General features: G+C 42.6%; 14 protein-coding genes and 2 pseudogenes. 6 read left to right on the forward strand and 10 right to left on the reverse strand.

Features of this window, described 5'->3' with window-relative positions:
- The first annotated feature begins 423 nt into the window (after window positions 1–423).
- The 3 genes from FCV43_RS18205 (at window position 424) to FCV43_RS18215 (ending at window position 4917) form a co-directional block, all read left to right on the forward strand.
- Window positions 424–2055, forward strand: coding sequence for a methyl-accepting chemotaxis protein (locus tag FCV43_RS18205; RefSeq protein ID WP_136995951.1), 1632 nt, complete (start codon window positions 424–426; stop codon window positions 2053–2055).
- 149 nt (window positions 2056–2204) lie between these two features.
- The gene (locus tag FCV43_RS18210; RefSeq protein WP_136995952.1) at window positions 2205–3182 is read left to right on the forward strand and encodes a Gfo/Idh/MocA family protein; all 978 of its coding nucleotides are present in this window, start codon (window positions 2205–2207) and stop codon (window positions 3180–3182) included.
- Between the two features lie 190 nt (window positions 3183–3372).
- Entirely contained in the window at window positions 3373–4917 is a 1545-nt protein-coding gene (locus FCV43_RS18215; protein WP_136995953.1) for a methyl-accepting chemotaxis protein, read from the forward strand.
- A 60-nt stretch (window positions 4918–4977) separates the two neighbouring features.
- Here the strand turns inward: FCV43_RS18215 and FCV43_RS18220 are convergent, their stop codons facing one another.
- The 5 genes and pseudogenes from FCV43_RS18220 to FCV43_RS18235 all read right to left on the reverse strand — a co-directional run.
- Window positions 4978–6318, reverse strand: a complete 1341-nt coding sequence (locus FCV43_RS18220) for an MATE family efflux transporter (RefSeq protein ID WP_136995954.1) — start codon at window positions 6316–6318, stop codon at window positions 4978–4980.
- 156 nt (window positions 6319–6474) lie between these two features.
- The gene (locus FCV43_RS18225; protein WP_136995955.1) at window positions 6475–8394 is read right to left on the reverse strand and encodes a monovalent cation:proton antiporter-2 (CPA2) family protein; all 1920 of its coding nucleotides are present in this window, start codon (window positions 8392–8394) and stop codon (window positions 6475–6477) included.
- A 3-nt stretch (window positions 8395–8397) separates the two neighbouring features.
- Window positions 8398–9012, reverse strand: coding sequence for an NAD(P)H-dependent oxidoreductase (locus FCV43_RS18230; RefSeq protein ID WP_136995956.1), 615 nt, complete (start codon window positions 9010–9012; stop codon window positions 8398–8400).
- 161 nt (window positions 9013–9173) lie between these two features.
- A pseudogene (locus tag FCV43_RS20875) lies at window positions 9174–9317 on the reverse strand (helix-turn-helix domain-containing protein); the annotation flags it as partial.
- A 48-nt stretch (window positions 9318–9365) separates the two neighbouring features.
- Window positions 9366–10973: pseudogene (locus FCV43_RS18235) on the reverse strand (sigma-54-dependent Fis family transcriptional regulator); the annotation flags it as partial.
- Between the two features lie 278 nt (window positions 10974–11251).
- On the opposite strand from FCV43_RS18235, the gene exaC reads away from it, so the two are divergent.
- Window positions 11252–12772: an acetaldehyde dehydrogenase ExaC gene (exaC, locus tag FCV43_RS18240; RefSeq protein WP_136995957.1), complete on the forward strand. Its 1521-nt coding sequence runs from the start codon at window positions 11252–11254 to the stop codon at window positions 12770–12772.
- A gap of 215 nt (window positions 12773–12987) precedes the next feature.
- Window positions 12988–14064, forward strand: coding sequence for a threonine aldolase family protein (locus FCV43_RS18245; RefSeq protein WP_017054614.1), 1077 nt, complete (start codon window positions 12988–12990; stop codon window positions 14062–14064).
- A gap of 54 nt (window positions 14065–14118) precedes the next feature.
- On the opposite strand, the gene FCV43_RS18250 is transcribed toward FCV43_RS18245, so the two are convergent.
- The 4 genes from FCV43_RS18250 to FCV43_RS20440 all read right to left on the reverse strand — a co-directional run bounded on the left by FCV43_RS18250 (window position 14119) and on the right by FCV43_RS20440 (window position 19046).
- A complete protein-coding gene (locus tag FCV43_RS18250; protein WP_136995958.1) occupies window positions 14119–15813 on the reverse strand; it encodes an RluA family pseudouridine synthase in 1695 nt (564 codons plus the stop codon).
- Between the two features lie 133 nt (window positions 15814–15946).
- Entirely contained in the window at window positions 15947–17194 is a 1248-nt protein-coding gene (locus tag FCV43_RS18255; protein WP_136995959.1) for an iron-containing alcohol dehydrogenase, read from the reverse strand.
- 218 nt (window positions 17195–17412) lie between these two features.
- Entirely contained in the window at window positions 17413–18561 is a 1149-nt protein-coding gene (yiaY, locus tag FCV43_RS18260) for an L-threonine dehydrogenase (RefSeq protein WP_017054617.1), read from the reverse strand.
- A gap of 332 nt (window positions 18562–18893) precedes the next feature.
- The gene (locus tag FCV43_RS20440) at window positions 18894–19046 is read right to left on the reverse strand and encodes a hypothetical protein (RefSeq protein ID WP_170961691.1); all 153 of its coding nucleotides are present in this window, start codon (window positions 19044–19046) and stop codon (window positions 18894–18896) included.
- Between the two features lie 212 nt (window positions 19047–19258).
- Between FCV43_RS20440 and yjjG the strand changes: the two genes are divergently transcribed.
- The gene (yjjG, locus tag FCV43_RS18265) at window positions 19259–19933 is read left to right on the forward strand and encodes a pyrimidine 5'-nucleotidase (protein WP_136995960.1); all 675 of its coding nucleotides are present in this window, start codon (window positions 19259–19261) and stop codon (window positions 19931–19933) included.
- Between the two features lie 16 nt (window positions 19934–19949).
- Here yjjG and FCV43_RS18270 read toward each other — a convergent pair whose 3' ends face one another.
- Complete coding sequence (locus FCV43_RS18270) at window positions 19950–20774, reverse strand: sensor domain-containing diguanylate cyclase (protein ID WP_136995961.1); 825 nt, start codon at window positions 20772–20774, stop codon at window positions 19950–19952.
- Between the last annotated feature and the right edge of the window lie 99 nt (window positions 20775–20873).

Below are 20873 nucleotides of genomic sequence, written 5' to 3' on the forward strand. Positions count from 1 at the left end.
TTGAGGAAAATACCATCAGGATGATGGATAAAGGACACCACTTAAGGATAAGTGAAGAGCGTTAACTAGGATAGTTAACAGGCTGGATAGCCAAGGACACCGCTAGGATGGCGATGAAATGGATTGCGCTGAAGGATTACAGCACACTATCAAGGATTCGATGCATGGAGCACTTTTAGTAGCTGGATTGCTGCGAGTAAGAATAGGAAACCCACTAAGTGAAAGCTTAGTGGGTTTTTCTTTGGGTGAAAGAAAATGTCGGGATACTGTCATGGCCAATAATTTGGCTGTATAAAATCATCAATAACAGTATGAAACAAGTGGAGTTATATCTAGACAAAAGTGTGATTTAGATCTATATTTGCGCCCAGAATTTAAAGGAATTTCTGCGCAAGGACGATAAATCAACAGATCGAGGTACTAATGCAGCTATCGCTAAAAAACACATCTATCCGGTTCCAAATACTGCTTCCAGTATTATTTACAGCCCTATCACTATTTATTTCCTTATGGGTCACTAAATCCAATTTAGATGCAGAGCAACAGATCATTAGTGAAAATGTTGATTCTATTGTTTTCTACAAGGATGAATTGGCAAAAATCGATGATAGAGTTTATCCCCTTAGAATCAGTGCTGTATATTCGATCTATGATTCATCTCGCCGCCAAAACTTTTTAACTGAGCTAAAAAGTGGCATGCAGGCAATCAATATAGAACTTGATAAAATTGATGACCGACAAACCTTTAGTCGTGAAGTCAGTGTTGTTCGTAAAGCCATTTCAGATTATGTTTCGTACTCAGAGAGAGCGGTAACTTACTTCAACCGCCGTGATCAAGGGTTGTCTTTGAACCAAAGTAATGATGATTTCATTGCTGGTTACCGCAATGTTGGCCAAACTATGGTTGAGTCAATCAATAAACTGTCGCAACAAGTCAATACTGCGGCAGGCCAAGCGATGCGCGAAAGTGAAGAGAACAATGAGCAAGTTGAAATCAACGCGATTTTGATGGTGCTTTCTGTATTCGCGGGTTCTCTTGTTGTTGCTTGGTGGTTATCTGGTTTGATTGTATCGCCGATTCAAAAACTACAAGTTGTTATTCGTGAATTAGCCCAGGGCAACCTGACAGTGTGTGCTGATAGCGATGGTGACAATGAAATCGCTCAATTAAGCCGAGATGTGAATACGACAGCCGCTCAACTTCATAGCACTGTTGAGGCTTTGACTCGTATCAGTGAAGACGTTGCTTCTGCATCAACAGAGCTTGCGGCCGTAATGACCCAAGCAGAATCGAATGCAAACCAAGAGCTAAGTGAAATCGAACAAGTGGCTTCGGCGGTTAATGAACTGTCGAGCACGGCTGATAATGTCAGTGATAACGCAACGGCTGCAGATTCAACGGCCCGTCAAGCGGATGAGCTTGCGAAAGCTGGTTTGGATGTATTTGCTCAAAGTGCTGACGCTAGCGAACAAATGGGCACAGCATTAAGTGATGCGGCAGTAGTTGTAGGCAAATTAAAAGAGCAGTCAGAGCAGATCAATGATGTTATCGAAGTGATTCGTGGTGTATCTGAACAGACAAATTTATTAGCACTGAATGCCGCCATTGAAGCCGCTCGTGCTGGAGAATCTGGCCGTGGTTTTGCTGTTGTAGCAGACGAAGTTCGTTTACTTGCGGCACGTACGCAAGATTCTACACAAGAAATCCAAACGATCATCGAAGAGTTACAAAATCAATCAGGTCTAGCAAATGAGAGCATGCTCACGAGCTTAGATATGCTAGAGCGAAATAAAGCGTTAACGGGTCAAGCGAATGATGCATTAGTCGGTATCACAGAGTCTGTAACTGATATTAACGACATGAACACTCAAGTGGCAACAGCAGCAGAACAGCAGTCGCAAGTGACTCAAGATATTAACCGTAATGTGGTGAACATGTCTGAACTTGTGAATCAGAATGTGACAGGAATTAGCCAGAGTGCAAGCGCAAGTAATGAGTTATCTCGTCTTGCTGAGCAACAAAAACAACAACTGTCGTTCTTTAAGCTATCGTAACTGATCGCTTCAAAGCAAAGATTCGATAAGTAATTCTAAAGCTCATGTGCCAAGTCGCCATGAGCTTTTTTGTATATGCTATAAACCACTGACGGAAAGAGCAATACAAGGCATAATTACGGCAAACACCTATTGAGAAGATATAGATTATGATTAGGCTTGCAGTAATTGGAACTAACTGGATAACAGAGCAATTTATCCAAGGCGCGTTGCAAACGGGAGAGTTCGAACTTACAGCCGTTTACTCTCGCTCCCTCGTCCAAGCAGAAAACTTTGCCGCCAAATATGATGTGAACCATTGTTTTGATCAATTAGATGAATTCGCCATCTCTGATGCTTTTGATGCGGTATATATTGCAAGTCCGAACTCCTTTCACGGCCCGCAATCGATTCAAATGTTAAAAGGAAAGAAGCACGTAATTTGTGAAAAACCATTAGCCTCTAATTATGCACTCGCGCAAGAGATGTACAGAACAGCAGAAGAGAACAATGTGGTTCTTTTTGAAGCATTCATGACCCCGTTTATACCTAACTTTCAGGTTCTTAAGCAAAACCTCCAACAGATTGGCCCAATCCGCAAAGCGCTCATCAGTTATTGCCAGTATTCATCGCGCTATCCAAAATATCTGAACGGTGAAAATCCAAATACGTTTAATCCTGACTTCTCTAATGGTTCAATCATGGACATTGGTTATTACTGCTTAGGTGCTACATTAGAGTTGTTTGGTGAGCCGAGATCGATTCAAGCCACTGCACACTTACTGGATTCAGGCGTGGATGGAAATGGAAGTGTAATTCTTGGTTATGATGGGTTCGATGCAACCATACTCCATTCAAAAACCAGTGACTCGTTTCTTCCAAGTGAGATCCAAGGTGAGCAAGCTTGCTTACACGTTAATATGATCTCAATTTGCAATGATGTAATCAAGATTGAGCGCGGTGGTTTGAAAACGGATTTAAGCGTAGAGCAACAAGAAAATCGCATGTTCTATGAAGCAAATATCTTTGCTGAGCAGGTCAGGGCCAATACTGTAAATACTCAAGCGAGAGATCGTTCTTTACTTGTGGCAAAAGTACTGACTGAAATTAGATCTCAAACGGGCGTTGTGTTTCCTGCTGACAAATAGAGTCGATGCATTGAAGTAATTTGTTTGATTTAAGTGGGTATTTAAAAATAAATAGATGCAATAAATCTTAATATTGAGAATATTTATAAATTTATGGCTTATATTGATAGTAATCATTATTGGTGATTTTTTTACATGTTATATGTACAAAATCATCAATAAAGGATTATTTAGTAGGAATAAGTCACATATGAGAAATGACTTCAATAAAGAATATGCAAAAGATGCAAATTTAATCTCTACTACCGATCCTTCAAGTTTAATTACTTATGCTAACCATGATTTTTGTCACGTAGCTGAGTATGAAATGGATGAGTTGATCGGTAAGCCTCACAATGTAGTGCGCCATAGTGATATGCCCAAGCAAGCCTTTGCACAAATGTGGCAATACTTGAAAGCAGGAAAGAGCTGGATGGGATTGGTAAAAAATCAATGCCAAGGTGATAAGCATTATTGGGTATCCGCTTTTGTTACTCCGATTAAAGGTGAAGATGGCGAAACTGTTGAGTATCAATCAGTAAGATCGAGACCAACAGAAGCTCAAACTGAACGTGCCGGTCAACTTTATGCCAATATGAACAAAGGGAAGATGAATATTGGTAAGCGCATTTCTTATCATTTTATTCAGTATGTCTTCTTTGCTGCATTTTTGGCGTTATTTGTTGGGTTGATTGCTTCGCAACAACAAATACTATTCGGTGCTATTGGACTTGTATTAACGTGTGCTCTTGGGGGCATTACAGCGCTTCAGAATAAGCGTTTTAAAGTGCTTAGAAAAATAGCTCAAGACTCATATTCCAATCCGTTAATGGAAAAACCTTACACTGGTTGCTTTGATGATTACTCTGAAATCGAGCTTGCTTTATTGATGAAAAAATCTGAGTTGCGAGCGGTTTCGGGGCGTGCGACGGACACTGCTGGAAAGATTTTGATCTCTGCTGAAGATGAGTTTGGAACGATTCAGTCAATGGGGCAAAGTTTAAATCAGCAATGCCAAGAAACGGAGCAGGTAGCCACCGCCGTTGAAGAGTTAACGCATTCAATCCATGAAGTGGCAAGTAGCGCAGCTGCTGCTTCAAGGCTTACTGAAGAAGCCAATGAAGAGTCAGCCAAAGGTTTAGAGTGTATATCCGCGACGATTAATTCGGTGAATGAACTTGCAAGCGAGTTGGATAATTCAAGAAAGGTCATACATCAACTTTCATTAAATAGTCAGAAAATTGAAAGTATTCTTGAAGTGATCAGCAGTATTTCTGATCAAACTAATTTATTGGCTTTGAATGCTGCAATTGAAGCGGCCAGAGCAGGTGAAGCAGGGCGTGGATTTGCCGTTGTTGCTGATGAAGTTCGAAATCTAGCATCGAAAACGGGCGATTCAACCAATGAGATTCAAGAGATGATTACTCAGCTTCAACAGACTGCAACGGAAGCCGTAAGCGCAATGGAGCGTGGTGAAGTGTTGTCTGAACAATGCAAAATGCGTGCAGATGATACAGGCGAAGTGTTGAATCAAATATCCGAGAAGTTATTCAAAGTCTCTGATAGTAGCCATCAAATTGCTGCTGCGGTTGAAGAACAAGCAACAGTGACCAATGAGATCAATCACAATGTGGCGAATATTAAAGAACTGGCCGATGAAACATCTGCAACATCTGAGAGTTCCATTGCTCGTACAAGCCGCTTAGTGGACGACATAGAAGCACTGCAACGCTTGATTAAACAATTCCAATCATGATTCTTATCAAGGAATAAAAAAAGGAGCGAATTCGCTCCTTTTTCGTTTACTTTTTTAAGTCTAATCACTTACCGCTGCTTTCTCTATTCTGGTTATGATCTTTTGATACATCAACCAAGCGGTTATGCCTGCAAGAATATTCCCTACTAATGCACCTACAAATAACCCTTGTATATCAGCCACAACTGCACCTAACCATAAACAAGGTAAGAAGAAGGCGAATAAGCGTAGTGCTGAAATCGTAAGGGCAGTGTATGACTTCGCAAGGGCATTAGAGACCGACACCATCAACATGCATATCCCCAATGGACCTAAACTGAGGGGAACAATCATCAGGTGAGAATTTAGGATCGCTTCAACACTTACATCACTGGTCATTAGCCCAGCAAGTTGGCTTGAGATGAAAAAGGTGATCAATGCAATGACAAACTGAAATCCAATAACAAAGCGACAAGCAATACTGACAAGCTGACGAATTTCGGCAATTTTATTGGCTCCAAGTAAACGCCCGATCATCGGAGGCATTGACATGGTTAACGCTAATACAGAGACGATCGCAAAAAATTCATATCGAGATCCAAGCGCCCAAGCAGCAACGGCGGCGGTGCCGTAACTCGCAAGGAGCTTTGTGGCGAGCATTGAAGATAGAGGGGGTAACAATTGGCTTGTCATTGCTGGCCCCATAATATTCGTAATCGAGCGAATGCTAGAAGCAATGTTGAGATCACTCCAATCAAAACTCACCCAATGTTTGCGAGTGACTTGAGGGGCAACGATCAATAGACCAATACCAAAAGCAGCCACAGTTGCCAAAGCGGCACCATTGATACCAAGGTCGAAAGTAAAAATGAAAAGGGGATCAAGTGCAAGGTTGATAGCACTTGTGACCATCATCATAGTACCTGGCAGCATTGTGTTACCGTTTGCTCTGCAAATACTATAAAAGAAGTATAGGAAAGCCCCGACCCACGCACTGGCTAACCATACCGGCCAGTAGCTATCAATGATTGGGTAAACGGAATCTGGTGCGCTGAGCAAGCTCAAAAGAGGCTCTCTAATCAACCACAATATCCCAGAGATCAGCGCAACACCGACTCCGCCAATCATTAGGATTAAACCACCAAGTTGTTTAGCATAACGAATTTGCTGCGCCCCAATTGCTCTGGAAATGACCGCTGTCGTAGCAATCCCTAAGCCTACTTGAATCCCGATAATAACCATTTGCACTGGGAGTGTGAAACCTTGAGCAGCAAGAGGCAAAACCCCGAGTTGCCCAATGAATGCACTATCCACGAGCTGAAAACTCATTAAAGATAGAACCCCAAACATCATTGGCCAAGTCATTTTAAATAGTTGGTATGCAAGGGATGAATCTGATTTATTCGTTGCGATGGAACTCATAATACTCTTATATTTTTGGTTGAATCTAAAATTAGATAGAAGATGCTTGTAACGATATCTTGAATGAAAATTGGATGACTCGGTATCAGCGGGTTTTAAAAGTAATTCGAAATTAACGATAAAAACCCGCTTATTACTGTTAGCTATTTATAATCGCTAGTCGTCAGAAAGGTCGTCGGCGTAACCTTTTGGTGGTGGCGTCCAACCTCGTTCATTGCGTGTATGTTTGTCTGAGCGATCTTTCGTCATCGCATGTTTGATATTGTCTTCAAGCTCCATAAATAATTTACGGTAGTTGTTATCAAAGCGATCACCTTCAGAATCATCCGCCCACGCTTGATATAAAATATCGGACTGTTTTTCTTCCGTATTTTTATAGGTCGATTTTTGTTGCTCTACAAAGAAGGGGTGATGGCCGAGTGAGCGCATTGCTTCTGCACCAATTTCGAGTGCTGAGTGATAGGTTTCAGATTCAATATAATCCGCTCCCGCTTGGCGTAATAAGTAACCATGACCACGGTCAAATGCACGTGCCAATATTTTTACTTTTGGATAGGTGTGCTTAACGTATTTCACCAACTCAAGGTTGCTCTCTTGATTATCAATGGCAACCACAATCATTGCAGCCTCTTCAATGCCAGCAGTATGCAGTAGATCGGGACGAGTCGCATCACCAAAATACGCTTTGGTTTTAATTTGGCGCATGAGATCAACTTGATCCGCTTGGTGATCAAGAACAACCGTTTTCACTCCATTTGAAACTAACATTCGATTGATTATTTGACCAAATCGACCAATGCCAGCGATGATCACTGTGCCTTTTTCTTCAATACTATCGGCTTCTCGTTGATTCGATTGCTGTTGAAAACGTGGCAAAATAGCCTTATCGAAAAGAATAAATAACCCTGGAGTTAAAAACATCGACAGCGCGACTACAAGAGAAAGTGTCTGAGCAATATCCACAGGTAGGACATGATTTTGTACTGTGAAACTCAACAGAACGAAGCCAAATTCCCCGGCTTGAGCAAGGCTGAGGGTGAACAACCAGCGGTCACTGTTTTTGATTCGAAAAGTGAAAGCAAGCAGGTAGAGAACCAAGGCTTTCAATGCCATCACTCCGACAGTGAGGCCGATGATGAGTCCAAACTCATCGAGTAGGATCCTAAAGTCAATGCCAGCGCCAACCGTAATAAAGAACAAGCCTAAAAGCAGTCCTTTAAATGGGTCAATATTGGATTCTAATTCATGTCTAAACTCACTGTTTGCCAGCACAACGCCCGCCAGGAAAGTACCTAAAGCAGGGGATAGCCCAACCAAGCTCATTAAAGCCGCGATGCCAATGACCAACATTAATGCCGTGGCAGTAAAAATCTCTCGTAGCCCTGAGCTCGCAACAAAGCGGAAAAGCGGGCGACTTAAAAAGTGTCCGCCAACAACGACGCTAGCAATAGAAACCGTAATCACAAGTCCGTATGCCCACCCTGGGAGCCCTGCAACAAGGCTTAGTTCTTCGTGATGCTCAGCAGCATTGGCGGCGACGCTTTGAGCTTGTTCGATTAATTCTGGCAGAGCGAGTAATGGTATGAAAGCCAACATTGGAATGACGGCAATATCTTGGAAAAGCAGTACAGAGAACGCATTTTGACCGCCTTCCGTTTTACTTAATCCTTTCTCATTAAAGGTTTGTAATACAATCGCGGTGGATGAGAGAGCGAAAACTAAACCTATGGTGAGTGCGATAGTCCAAGGTTGACCAAAGTAGAGTGCAATCCCCATCACGACAACGGTGGTACCGCCAACTTGAAGCCCACCCAATCCCATTAAGCGGTTGCGCATCGCCCATAGCATTTTTGGTTCAAGCTCTAAGCCCACCAAAAATAGCATCATGACCACTCCAAATTCCGCAAAATGTTGAATGGTGGTTGTCTCTTCACCCACTAAGCCAATAATAGGGCCGATAACGACACCAGCAATGAGATAGCCTAATACAGAGCCGAGCCCTAAACGCTTAGCAATAGGAACGGCAATGACCGCAGCAACTAAGTAAATGAACGCTTGTAGAAAATAGCCTGTCATCGGTTAGTCCTTATGAATGATGTCGTTAAGGTGATGATTTAATTTTTCGACTTGGCTTGCTTTTTCCATATCAACTTTGTCGTTCACTAAAGCGGTGAGCAACTGAGTCCACTGATTAATATGTTGATCAAGTCGACTCTCTTCTGCTGCGGTACGCGCCCCGAATAGCGCTAAGGGAGCCAAATAAGTCATACGGGTCATCGCGCTCATCTGCTCAATTGGGTAAAGCAATTCACGAATCGTAAAATGGTTGTAGCCGTCGGTTTGATAAGCATCGGCTTTACCACCTGCGGTCAGGGAGCAGAATAGGGCTTTTCCTTTCAATGCTTTTCCCTCGGCTCCATAAGCAAAGCCATACTCTAATACTAAGTCTTGCCACTCTTTTAAAATAGCAGGAGTTGAATACCAATAGAGTGGGAATTGAAAAATGATCACATCATGTTCAAGTAAGCGACGCTGTTCTTTATCAATATTGATATTGAAAGTCGGGTATTCATGATAGAGATCGACGGTGGTGACCCCTTCAATATTTTTGGCGGCATTGAATATTGGAGTGTTGACCTCAGAACGGTGTTGGGAAGGGTGTGCGAATAGAATCAATACTTTTTTGTTTGTCATAATTACTTGTCATTCCCGTCAGGTTTCTTTACTCATTAGTAAGCAATGAGTCGTGTCTAACTCTAGAAAGTATGAACAGTGTAAATTATATGATTTTTAATATATACCGCTAAGGGGCATGATTCGAAATTAAGAACAGGGACATCACCAAATCTAGAGTTCTATTTATTTGAATAACCAAGATTTTTTAGCTTTCGATAAAGTGTATTACGGCTAATGCCCAGCATTCGAGATGTTTTACTAATATTGCCTTGATTTGCTTGAAAGGTTTGTACGAGTTTTTCTTCAACTGTCGTTTTTAGATCGTCTGCTTTTATTTCTGATGAGGGTTGGTGTGGCGCTGATGCCGTCATTAATAGTTGCTTTAGGTGACTCGGAAGGTCATCTAAAACGAGAGTGTTACCTTCAGAAAGGAGAGCAGACACTTTAATCAGGTTATCGAGTTCCCTGATATTTCCGGGCCATGAGTGGTTCTGCAAAAGTTGCATCAAATGAGGACAAATGGTTTGCTCTGCGGAGCTGTACTTGGCATGGATTTTATCAATCAGTCCAGATTTATCTTGTCGTTCACGAAGTGCTGGAAGAGTGAACATCAGCCCATTGAGTCGATAAAAGAGATCTTGTCGAAATTCTCCTGTAGACACTAGTTTTTCAAGGTTTTTATGAGTTGCTGCAATAATTTGAATGTCTACTTTTGTTGAGTGGTTTGAGCCAATGGGAACCACCTCTTTTTCTTGTAATACATGTAATAAGCGGCACTGTGCTTCTAATGGCATGTCAGCAATTTCATCGAGAAATAGAATACCTTTATCGGCTTGGCGGATTTTTCCCTGATAACCTTTTGGGCTAGCTCCAGTGAAAGCTCCCGGGGCATACCCAAATAATTCAGATTCAATGAGTTCCTTTGGAAGTGCGCCGCAGTTGACCGTGATGAGTGGAGACCGTTTTCTATCACTTTGCTGATGGAGGTGTTTTACAAATTCACCTTTACCCACACCTGTTTCCCCTAGGATGAGCAAACTAATATTTTTATTGATGACTTTATTCGCTTGCTGCCACGCGTGTTCAATATTGTCATCACCATCATGAAGTGGGCAAGAAGGGGAGTAAGTGGCCAATTTGACGCTTTTTGGGGCGGATTTAAGCGAATGAACCGCATACACCAGATCAGACTTTTCTTGCTGATGTGTGAGTGGTTGATTCTCTTGATAGGTTTGAACAACAGAATCTAAAGGCTGTCCTAAGATCACGTGATTGTTGAGTAGCTGAGATGCAACGCTATTATGTGCGACAATTTTTCCATCTTCATTAGCAATCACAATCCCTTGCCATCCACTGGTTAGTAACGATTGGTCAAGAGCAAGATCCATGCGTACTGAGCCGTTCGGCACTTTGCACAACAAGTTATTTTCGACGAGCTGAACCATATTTTGAACTAACAGTTGAGTGGATGCATTATGGATTTGCTGTTCACTTGTGATGTCTAAAATGCCTAGCATGTTCCCCTGGAAATCGAAAACAGGACTGGCTGAACAGCTAATAAAGCGGTGCTGATGAATGAAGTGTTGATCGCCAATAATCGAAACGGGTTTGGCTTCGACAATTGCCGTTCCAATCGCATTGGTTCCTTTGAGATTTTCACGCCAACAGACGCCTGTCTCCAGTGCAATTGAGGTTAGTTTCTCTTTAAAGCGCTCTTGCCCCCACGATCCAATAATCACGCCCTCAATATCAGTGAGGATCAAACGGCTGTCTGTTCGAGCAAACATTTGATTAAACAGCGGTAAAGCATGCTCTTTAACGGCGCTAATCAGTGCCGATACGATCTCTCTACGTTCGGAAACTTGAGATTTCGCGAGTCGAATATCTTCTGGTAGACGGCGCTGTTTTAATCCCGCTTCAGAACTCCTATTCCAAGAGGAGGTTAGCCAATCTATCTGCTGAGTTGAATTTAGATCCATGACTGTTCCAAGTTGAGACAGTGAGGGTGTGCCATTTTGGGACACTTGAACAGTGAGCTGCGCTTTAGAACTGTTGTTCAACCATTATAACTGTCGTTTGTTATCGTTTGGTAATCATAGCTTTACAATTCATTAACAACAAGAGGCGCAAACTTGGTCTGTGAATTGCGTTATAGAAAATGAACAAGCGCAAAATTGAAGTCCGTTTAAAACACTAAATCGAAAGACAAATTAATCAAACTGACACATTGTGAACACATAAAAAGAGGGATCTCACTATGATTTATGCTCAACCTGGAACTGAAAATGCTGTTGTTGGCTTTAAGTCTCATTATGACAACTACATTGGCGGTGAGTGGGTCAAACCTGTTGGCGGCGAGTATTTTGGCAATAAGTCGCCCGTTAATGGCGAAGTTTATTGTCAAGTGGCGCGTTCAGGAGAAGCGGATATTAATTTGGCACTGGATGCCGCACATGCGGTTAGGGCTTCTTGGGGAGCAACGAGTGTTACTGAACGTTCAAATATTTTACTGAAAATCGCTGACCGCGTTGAGCAACACCTTGAAGAGTTAGCGGTGGCCGAAACTTGGGAAAATGGCAAACCTGTGCGTGAAACGCTTGCGGCAGATTTACCTTTGGTGGTTGATCACTTCCGCTATTTTGCAGGATGCATTCGAGCACAAGAAGGTTCTGCGGCTGAATTAGATTCAAACACCGCGACTTATCATTTCCCTGAACCTGTCGGCGTGGTTGGGCAGATCATTCCATGGAATTTCCCAATGCTGATGGCGGCTTGGAAATTAGCTCCGGCTCTTGCGGCAGGCTGTTGTGTGGTTTTGAAACCAGCAGAACAAACACCCACCTCCATTCTTGTTCTGATGGAAAAAATAGGCGATCTTCTTCCTGCTGGTGTGGTAAACATTGTGAATGGTTACGGTGCCGAAGCGGGTCAGGCTCTTGCAACCAGTAACCGTGTTGCCAAGCTTGCATTTACAGGCTCAACCGATGTTGGGCACCATATTTTGAAATGTGCAGCAGAGAGTTTGATTCCATCCACTGTTGAGTTAGGAGGCAAATCGCCAAATATCTACTTCCCAGATATTTTTGATCACGAAGATGCCTATCTAGATAAATGTATCGAAGGGATGCTACTCGCCTTTTTCAATCAAGGTGAGGTATGTACGTGTCCATCTCGTGTGTTGATCCATGAATCTGTTTATGACAAATTTATTGCCAAAGTGGTGGCGCGAGCTCAAACGATCAAGCAAGGCAACCCGCTAGACACGGATTGTCAGGTTGGAGCGCAAGCATCACAAGAGCAGTTTGATAAGATCTTGAGCTACCTAGAAATTGGTAAGCAAGAAGGTGCGGAAGTCTTGATAGGCGGTGAGATCGCCCAGCAAGAAGAAGGACTAAACAAAGGTTACTACATTCAGCCGACTATGCTTGCAGGACACAATAAAATGCGAGTTTTCCAAGAAGAGATATTTGGGCCAGTGATTGCAATTACGACCTTCAAAGATGAAGCAGAAGCGTTGGAAATAGCTAATGATACCGAATATGGCCTTGGTGCGGGTTTATGGACTCGTGACGCGAACTTAGCTTATCGAATGGGAAGGAACATAGAAGCAGGTCGTATTTGGGTAAATTGCTATCATGCCTATCCAGCACATGCTGCATTTGGTGGTTACAAAAAGTCAGGTATTGGACGTGAAACTCATAAAATGATGCTAGATCACTATCAAAATACCAAGAACTTGTTGATTAGCTATGATGTTAATCCACTGGGTTTCTTCTAGAGTGAACGATTTGCTCTTTATACTCACGTTTAGATAGTCATTTATTGTTCGACTCAATAAGCCCTCATCATCGATTAATGGTAATGAGGGCTTTGTTGTTTGGAACGATGAATAATGGCATTGGCTAACCTCTGTTTTTGAAAGACGTTTTATGTTTGATTCCATCTGATCATGGTAATCTGCTGCTGTTGAATTGAATAAATAAGGACAGAGAAATGGCGAAGGATTTACGTGCTCAGTGCAATGTGGTGGTTTCAGGGAATGAGGAGCTTTCGCCTGCATTACTATTTCAGAAAATGGCTCAGTGGTGTGAAGCGAATAATGTTGAACATGACATTTATGGGGAAGGGGAATTAATACAAGGTTTTGAACAAAAAGTCGCGGATTTACTTGGTTTTGAATCTGCGGTTTTTGTTGTGACAGGCACAATGACTCAACCAACCGCTCTTCAACTTGTTTGCCAAGAGAAGAACAATAATTTAGTCGCGATGCACCCTTCAAGCCATATCTATTGCCATGAACGGCAAGGTTATCAACTTCAAAATCGGTTTAATATTCTTCCCATTGGCGATCCATTTAGAACATGGGGAGTGAGTGATCTTACTCATTGGCCTGATGATATCGCAGCTGTTTTATACGAGTTGCCGATGCGTGAAATTGGTGGTCAGTTACCTAAGTGGGATGAGTTACAAGCCGTCAAAGATCACTGTTTGCAGCAAGGGATCCATTTACACATGGATGGCGCTCGTTTGTGGGAGTGTGCGGCGTACTACCAGAAGAGCTACCAAGAAATTGCTCAAGGCTTTAATACCGCTTATGTCTCGTTGTATAAGGGCATTAATGGTTTGGGGGGCTCGCTGTTATTAGGAGATAAAGCGTTTATTGAAAAAGCGTCGATGTGGATGAAAAGGCAAGGGGGAAATGTTTATCATCGCAGTCCCTATATTGCCTCTGCGGCGATGCAGTTTGACGAAAGACTTACACAGATGCCTGCTCTATATGAACGCACGCAACAGATCTATCAGTTATTCTCTGAATATCCTTTATTCACTTTAAACCCATCACAACCGCAGGCAAATATGCTGCATTTCTATCTGCCCGTTAGCTATGAGAATGCTCTGGTTCTGCGTAACCGACTCGCTGAAGAGAAAGGTATTTGGCTCGGTTACCCGCAAATTACGGCCTTGCCAGATCAGTCAATGATAGAGTGGTATGTGGGGGATCGCCTATTAGCAATGTCTGATAGAGAGTTGAAAAGTATTTTAGATTGGCTAGTACATGAAATGGCGTAAGTAACGCATGGCTGAAATAAGTGGGGGGAGTGACTGTCTCTCCCCCTTTCCATTTTAAAAGTTAGCTTCAGCTTGAAATTGCATAATTTCTTTTGTGATCGGGTGTTCAAGCTCTAGAGTTTCAGCATGCAGATGAAGACGATCTGCTTTTAAGCCATACAAATCGTCCCCAACAATCGGCATGTTTAAACCTAAATGATGGGCACAATGGACGCGAAGTTGATGGGTTCTACCTGTTTTTGGATACAAATGAACTTTGGTTTTTCCAGATTGACGTCCCACCACTTGCCACTTGGTCTCGGCGGGTTTTCCATGTTCAAAACATACTAACTGCCTTGGTCGGTCGTAGAGATCACCGCGCATTGGTAGTGTAATCACGCCTTCATCTTGCTCAAATTCACCATCAATAAGTGCGACATAGCGTTTTTTTACACTACGGCTGATAAACTGTTTTTGTAAGCTTTTGTTTGCTCGTTTTGAAAGAACAATCACCATTAATCCAGATGTCGACATGTCTAAACGGTGCACAATGAGCGGCCCTGTTGCATCGGGAAATTGTTGTTTCATGCGTAGATAAACAGAATCTTCGATGGTTTTCCCTGGAACAGAAAGGAATTCGGCGGGCTTGTTTACAACTGCGATGTCGTCATCTTGATAAATAATCTCGACAGTTTTTCCTTCGGCAGGATTATTCAGTAGTGGATTATCATCAATCTCCATTCCCTCAAGCATGTGACCTAATATGGGGTGGCATTTCCCCATACATGCCGCGTAGAATTTTTTATGTTGACGTATTTCAGATTTAGGTGCGGATCCCCACCAAAATTCAGCCATTGCGATAGGCTTCATCTTATGTTTAAAAGCAAATTGCAGCAGTTTTGGTGCCGCACATTCGCCAGCACCTGCGGGTGGAACGTGGTTTGGCATCTGCTTGAAAATTGCCCCTAAGCTTTTTTCTTCGCCATCGATCTTTAAGAATCGATATTGATCGAACAGCTTGTTTTGTAAAGCATTGGAAAGTTGCTTACGGGTCTGTTTTAGTTCAATTATTGGATCCGTGACGCTCAGTAATTGCTGCTGCGCGAGATCAATTCTCTCTTGCCAGTGTGATTTAAGGGCTTTGAGCTGATTTTTTTCTGCGACACTCTCTCTGCTCAGTTGAATACTGAGAGCGGTAAAGTCGTCATCGTTTAAATTCGTTTCACCTTGAGCTCGTCGTTCCTTTCTCGATTTTCTACCCTCAATCATCAAGTTGCGATGAGCTTCAATTTCCGCTAATGAATTGGCTGTTTCTGATGCAAGGTGTCGTTCGTATTCATCAATTTTGGGATCTGCTTGTAGCTCTTTCAATCTGTTGCTTACTTGGGTTACTTCATCGAGTTCGTTTCTGAAAAAGCCATCTTCAGCCAACATATCAAACACAGGTGGCACAAAATGAGGCAGTAAGTTGCGGTCTGCAATTTTTCCAGAAAAAGCAGAAAGGAAACCGATCTCGCCTTGTGAGTTTTCGACGACCAACACACCGAACATTTTCCCTATTGCGGGTGCTGCTGGATCTTGCGCATCCTCGGCTACACCGAAATTATGTTGCCATTCTGTTTGAGAGAGCAAATGCTGTTGAAGTTGTTCAGCAGCCAGAATGCACAAGGGATGTGGTTGATAGTAAAATGGAAACGTAAAACGCTCAGGAAAAGTATAGGTTTCAATGGATTGATTGAAAGGGGTAAAGCAGTCTGTTGAGCTGTGCATGGTTTTCTATCTTTTTGAGCGAGTAGTGATAATTGGCAATGGTGAAACAAGGCACCTGCAATGTGAGGCGCCAAGTTTAACTCTTCACTTTAGATAGGTCACGATATTGTTAGGTCACTATATTGCCAAGTTACTATTTTGGCTCTGGCAGGGCTTCATCCATGACAGTGGCAGGAGTCATCATAGATCTTAAAAGTTGTTCGCACTGCTTTTTGCCCATATAAACAGGGACAGGGTAGTTATGGTGAGCTTCTTTGAGAGCAAGTTTCGTCAAATGTGATATATCATTTTCAACCAACATATCTAGCGTTGCTGGGATTTTTAATTGTTGCTGCAATTGTCGGACAAGTTGAATGAAAGCTTGCGCTTGTTCTGATTCTGACATCACTTCATTTGAGTTGCTGGTGGCGCGAAATAGTTCCGCTAATTGAGGCTGTGCTGCATGTTGGGAAAAGTCTAAAACGTAGGGTAGAACAATAGCGTTTGCAAGCCCGTGAGGCACACCGTATAACGCACCGAGATTATGGGATATAGCATGTACGTAACCCAAGCTCGCTTTCGTAAAGGCAAGGCCAGCGTAGTAAGACGCTATAGCCATGTTTTGTCTGGCCACTAAGTTTTCACCATTTTCATAGGCTAGGGGTAGGTTTGTCATGACGAGTTTGACCGCTGCTAGCGCATAACCGTTGGTCTCATTTGTTGCGTTCATAGATAGGTAAGATTCAATCGCATGAGTGAGCGCATCCATCCCGGTCGCCGCCGTGATTGGGCGGGGAAGACCTACCATGATGCTAGGATCGAGAGCGGCCATCATGGGAACAAGTTTGGGATCAATTAAAGGCGTTTTCTGATGAGAGTCCGGATCTGACACCACGGCGGCAATCGTCACTTCTGATCCAGTTCCAGCGGTTGTTGGGATTGCAAATAGAGGGGCAGGGGTTTTCCATACTCGAAACAATCCGGCAAGTTTATGAATCGGTTTTGGGTTATGAACTTTTGCCGCGATGACTTTGGCGGTATCTATGGGCGAGCCACCTCCAACCGCAAGAATACCATCACACTCACAGCGTAAGTAAATTCTTAGCCCTGCTTCCACTTGCAAATAGGTCGGGTCGGGTTGGACTTGGCTAAAAATGGCCATTTCCACACCACTGTCTTGAAGTGCCTGTTGGATGGGTTTGAGTAAGCCTAATCGCACAATGCTTTCGTCTGTGACAAGCAGTAGCTTTTTTATCCCAATGAGTGATATCGCTTCACACAACTCTATCGATGATCCCACGCCCGTAAATAGTGTGGGCTTAGGCATAGGAATCACTTTCGCCGCTACTTTGAGCGCTTTCATGTAACTTTTGTATCCAAAAAGCTGTATTTGAGTCGGCATTCGATGTCCTTGCTATGCTTTATTTCAATTAACAATAACAAAGGAATTAGAGTTGGTTAGTTCTTGAGCGCAATTATTTGTAATCAAGCACAGTTTTATTGTGAATTGGCAGCATTAGCAATGCAAAGTAGAGATGAAATCGGACGCGAATATAGGCATGAAATGAAAAAGCCCTGAACAGAATTCAGGGCTTTGATTAGGGCAAGGGTAACTAAACGTTACATAGCAGCTTCAAAGATTGCAGAAATTTCTTCGTGCGTTGCTTGTTTAGGGTTAGTGAAACCACAAGCATCTTTAAGTGCGTTATCTGCAAGAACAGAGATGTCTTCTAGTTTCGCACCAAGGTCTTTAAGACCAGCAGGGATACCAACATCTTTAGAAAGTACGTTGATTGCTTCAAGAGCAGCGTTAGCACCGTCTTCAGCACTCATACCTTCAACATCAACACCCATTGCTTTTGCAACATCACGTAGGCGCTCAGGACATACTTGTGCGTTGTAGCGTTGTACGTGAGGAAGAAGTACTGCGTTACATACACCGTGTGGAAGGTCGTAGAAACCACCTAGTTGGTGTGCCATTGCGTGTACGTAGCCCAGTGAAGCGTTGTTAAATGCCATACCCGCCATGAATTGTGCGTAAGCCATTTGGTCGCGAGCTTCAAGATCGTCACCGTTTGCAACTGCTGTACGTAGGTGCGCTTGGATTAGTTCAATCGCTTTAATCGCTACCGCGTCAGTGATTGGCGTTGCCGCGATAGAAACGTAAGCTTCGATTGCGTGAGTCAGTGCGTCCATACCTGTTGCTGCTGTTAGAGAAGCAGGCTTAGCAAGCATTAGCATTGGGTCATTTACAGAGATAAGTGGAGTCGTGTGCTTATCTACGATAGCCATTTTGATGTGACGAGCTTCATCAGTGATGATGCAGAAGCGAGTCATTTCAGAAGCAGTACCCGCAGTCGTGTTGATTGCGATAAGTGGTAGCATTGGTTTTGCAGATTGGTCTACGCCTTCGTAATCGCCGATTTGACCGCCGTTAGCCGCAACAAGAGCAACGCCTTTAGCACAATCGTGCGGAGAACCGCCACCAAGAGAGATTACAAAATCACACTCATTTGCAGAAAGCAGTTCAAGACCCGCTTTTACGTTACCAGTTGTTGGGTTTGGTTGAGTTCCGTCAAATACAACAGTAGCAACTTCACGTTCGTTAAGAAGATCTTGAACTTGTTTCACAACACCAATTTGGTTTAGCACTTTATCAGTAACGATTAGACCTTTTTTGAAGCCTTGAGATTTGATGCTGTCAGCTGCATCAGTTAGGCAGCCTGCGCCCATTAAGTTAATTGCTGGAATGAAAAATGCACTAGCCATTGGATAACTCCGTTAGTAAATATTGAATTTTGTATAGTTGTTGAATTGGGTTTAGCTTGTCACATAGGGGTACTTTTCATTTTTGATCTGAGACAATTTACAAAAGGTACTACCACTTTAGAGTAATAGAGTGTGAGCCCCCTCACTAAGCAATCGGTTGGTTTTTTTTCGTGGTACAAAAATGAAAATTGACATTGATAAGACGCAATCGGTTAACCAACAGAAAGTGATATTACCCTTTGCTATCATAGTGTTATAGGAGTCACAAAAAAGAGCCGCATAAAATATGCGACTCTTTATTTAAAACAAATTATGGCTTTTTATTGAGCAAGTTATGTCGGGTTATTCATATCCGATGGCGCTTCATCACTGGTGCAGATACTGTCACTTTCTTGCTCTTCATCTTCTTGGTCATCTAATTCCGAATCATAATACTTTACAACAAAAGGCGTTAACATTACGGATGATGGTAAAAAATGCTTCATATTGGACTCCAATAACAGCTGAATTTAGCTTACGTTATAGAGGCTAAGTCAGTTGCATAAGTTGCGTTGCATCATTTCTTATTGCGCTTTTCAACTAGGTTTAATGTTTTTGATCTTTGCTCACAGTTTTTAAGGTCGTGAAAATCATTGAAGAGAAGAACATTCAGTAAAAAACAATTACACTACAGCGCAATAAAAATAAGGGAAACGACATGAAGTACGATTGGATTTTATTTGATGCGGATGAAACGCTGTTCCACTTTGATGCCTTTAAAGGAATGCAGCTCATGTTTTCTCGACTGGGTGTTGATTTCAGTGCGCAAGATTTTGCGGTCTACCAAGAAGTGAACCAGCCATTATGGGTTGATTACCAAAATGGTGTCATCACAGCAAGCGAGCTCAAGCACACTCGTTTTCAGAGTTGGGCCGATCAATTAGAAACAACAACGGCAGCATTGAATAGTGCATTCTTAGAAGCGATGGCCGATATTTGTACACTATTGCCCGGAGCAAAAGAGCTGATGGAAGCCCTAAATGGAAAAGTGAAGATGGGCATCATCACGAACGGCTTTACTGAACTGCAAGCCATTCGTTTGGAACGAACAGGGATGAGTGATTACTTCTCTCATGTGGTTATTTCAGAAGAAGTGGGCATCGCTAAGCCTGATATTGGTATTTTTGAACATACCCATAATCTGATCGGTCGACCAGAAAAGCAGAGAGTGTTGATGGTCGGCGATAACCCGCATTCAGATGTGCTTGGTGGGTTAAACTTTGGAATTGAGACATGTTGGCTGAATACAGCTGAAGCGATGAAACCTGAACATATCAACCCTAATTACCAGGTTCGATCCTTGTCTGAATTGCAAGGCATCTTGTTAGGGTAACTCACTGTTGTGCCGCTTATGGCACAACAGCAAAACTTTCTATGTCGGTTGTGTCTTCAATATCGGTTGTATCTTCGATATGCATGTGTGCTCGTCCATGTGCTTTTACTTTGTATAGCGCATCATCAGCGGTTTGAATCAATAAGTGTGCGTTGCTGTTTTTCAGTGTATTGACATCAAAAATAGCGCCACCGATCGAAAAACTTATTCGATCGCTACAATAAGAGTTTGCATGAGCAATATTAAGTTGCTCTGTTTTTTCTTGTAGTGAGGTCGTCAATTCAATAATAGTTTCACTGCTATCTGCAGGCAGTAGCACCAAGAACTCATCTCCCCCATAGCGGAATACTTTGTGATTTGGTTTGTCGAAATGCGAACTAAGTAACTTGGCTAAGGTGACAAGTACGTTATCCCCTTGTAAGTGTCCGTATCGATCATTGTATTGCTTGTAGTAATCGATATCGATTAACAAGATACCAAGTTTCTGTGTTCCTTTAACCGCCTCTGTTTGCTCAATGATCGACTCAACAAGAGATTTACGATTGAACAAACCACTGAGAGGGTCGATCAACACCAGCTTTTCAAGCTCTCCTTGCTGCTGTATCAGAAGTCGTTGCTGCGCTTTATTCTGCAATCCAACCGTCAGGTATGAGCATAAATGTTTGAATAAGGAGAGGTGGTAATCTCGATAAGCCAACTCTTTTTGACTCTGTACCGACATAACACCAAGGATCTGACCATCAAGTATTAGAGGCAACATAATGATGGATGGAAACTTACCTTCTTCATCCTCAATTTTGTCATCTACATAAGCTATAGATTCAGGTTGTTTTCCAGTCAATTGTTCAAAAACACGGTCATTAAATTGCCCATGAGTAAACGAGTGTCGAGTTTCGATACAATAAGTGCTTAGTGTTTGTGTCTGTAGTGGTCAACTGAT

The organism is Vibrio genomosp. F6, assembly GCF_005146325.1.
Taxonomy (GTDB): Bacteria; Pseudomonadota; Gammaproteobacteria; order Enterobacterales; family Vibrionaceae; genus Vibrio; species Vibrio cortegadensis.

Bases quoted from the DNA above. Each gene is read 5' to 3' on its own strand.
- FCV43_RS18210 (WP_136995952.1), top strand. From the start codon at position 2,205: ATGATTAGGCTTGCAGTAATTGGAACTAACTGGATAACAGAGCAATTT.
- FCV43_RS20440 (WP_170961691.1), bottom strand. From the start codon at position 19,046: ATGAAGCATTTTTTACCATCATCCGTAATGTTAACGCCTTTTGTTGTA.
- yiaY (WP_017054617.1), bottom strand. From the start codon at position 18,561: ATGGCTAGTGCATTTTTCATTCCAGCAATTAACTTAATGGGCGCAGGC.
- FCV43_RS18250 (WP_136995958.1), bottom strand. From the start codon at position 15,813: ATGCACAGCTCAACAGACTGCTTTACCCCTTTCAATCAATCCATTGAA.
- exaC (WP_136995957.1), top strand. From the start codon at position 11,252: ATGATTTATGCTCAACCTGGAACTGAAAATGCTGTTGTTGGCTTTAAG.
- yjjG (WP_136995960.1), top strand. From the start codon at position 19,259: ATGAAGTACGATTGGATTTTATTTGATGCGGATGAAACGCTGTTCCAC.
- FCV43_RS18205 (WP_136995951.1), top strand. From the start codon at position 424: ATGCAGCTATCGCTAAAAAACACATCTATCCGGTTCCAAATACTGCTT.
- FCV43_RS18255 (WP_136995959.1), bottom strand. From the start codon at position 17,194: ATGCCGACTCAAATACAGCTTTTTGGATACAAAAGTTACATGAAAGCG.
- FCV43_RS18220 (WP_136995954.1), bottom strand. From the start codon at position 6,318: ATGAGTTCCATCGCAACGAATAAATCAGATTCATCCCTTGCATACCAA.
- FCV43_RS18245 (WP_017054614.1), top strand. From the start codon at position 12,988: ATGGCGAAGGATTTACGTGCTCAGTGCAATGTGGTGGTTTCAGGGAAT.
- FCV43_RS18215 (WP_136995953.1), top strand. From the start codon at position 3,373: ATGAGAAATGACTTCAATAAAGAATATGCAAAAGATGCAAATTTAATC.
- FCV43_RS18230 (WP_136995956.1), bottom strand. From the start codon at position 9,012: ATGACAAACAAAAAAGTATTGATTCTATTCGCACACCCTTCCCAACAC.
- FCV43_RS18225 (WP_136995955.1), bottom strand. From the start codon at position 8,394: ATGACAGGCTATTTTCTACAAGCGTTCATTTACTTAGTTGCTGCGGTC.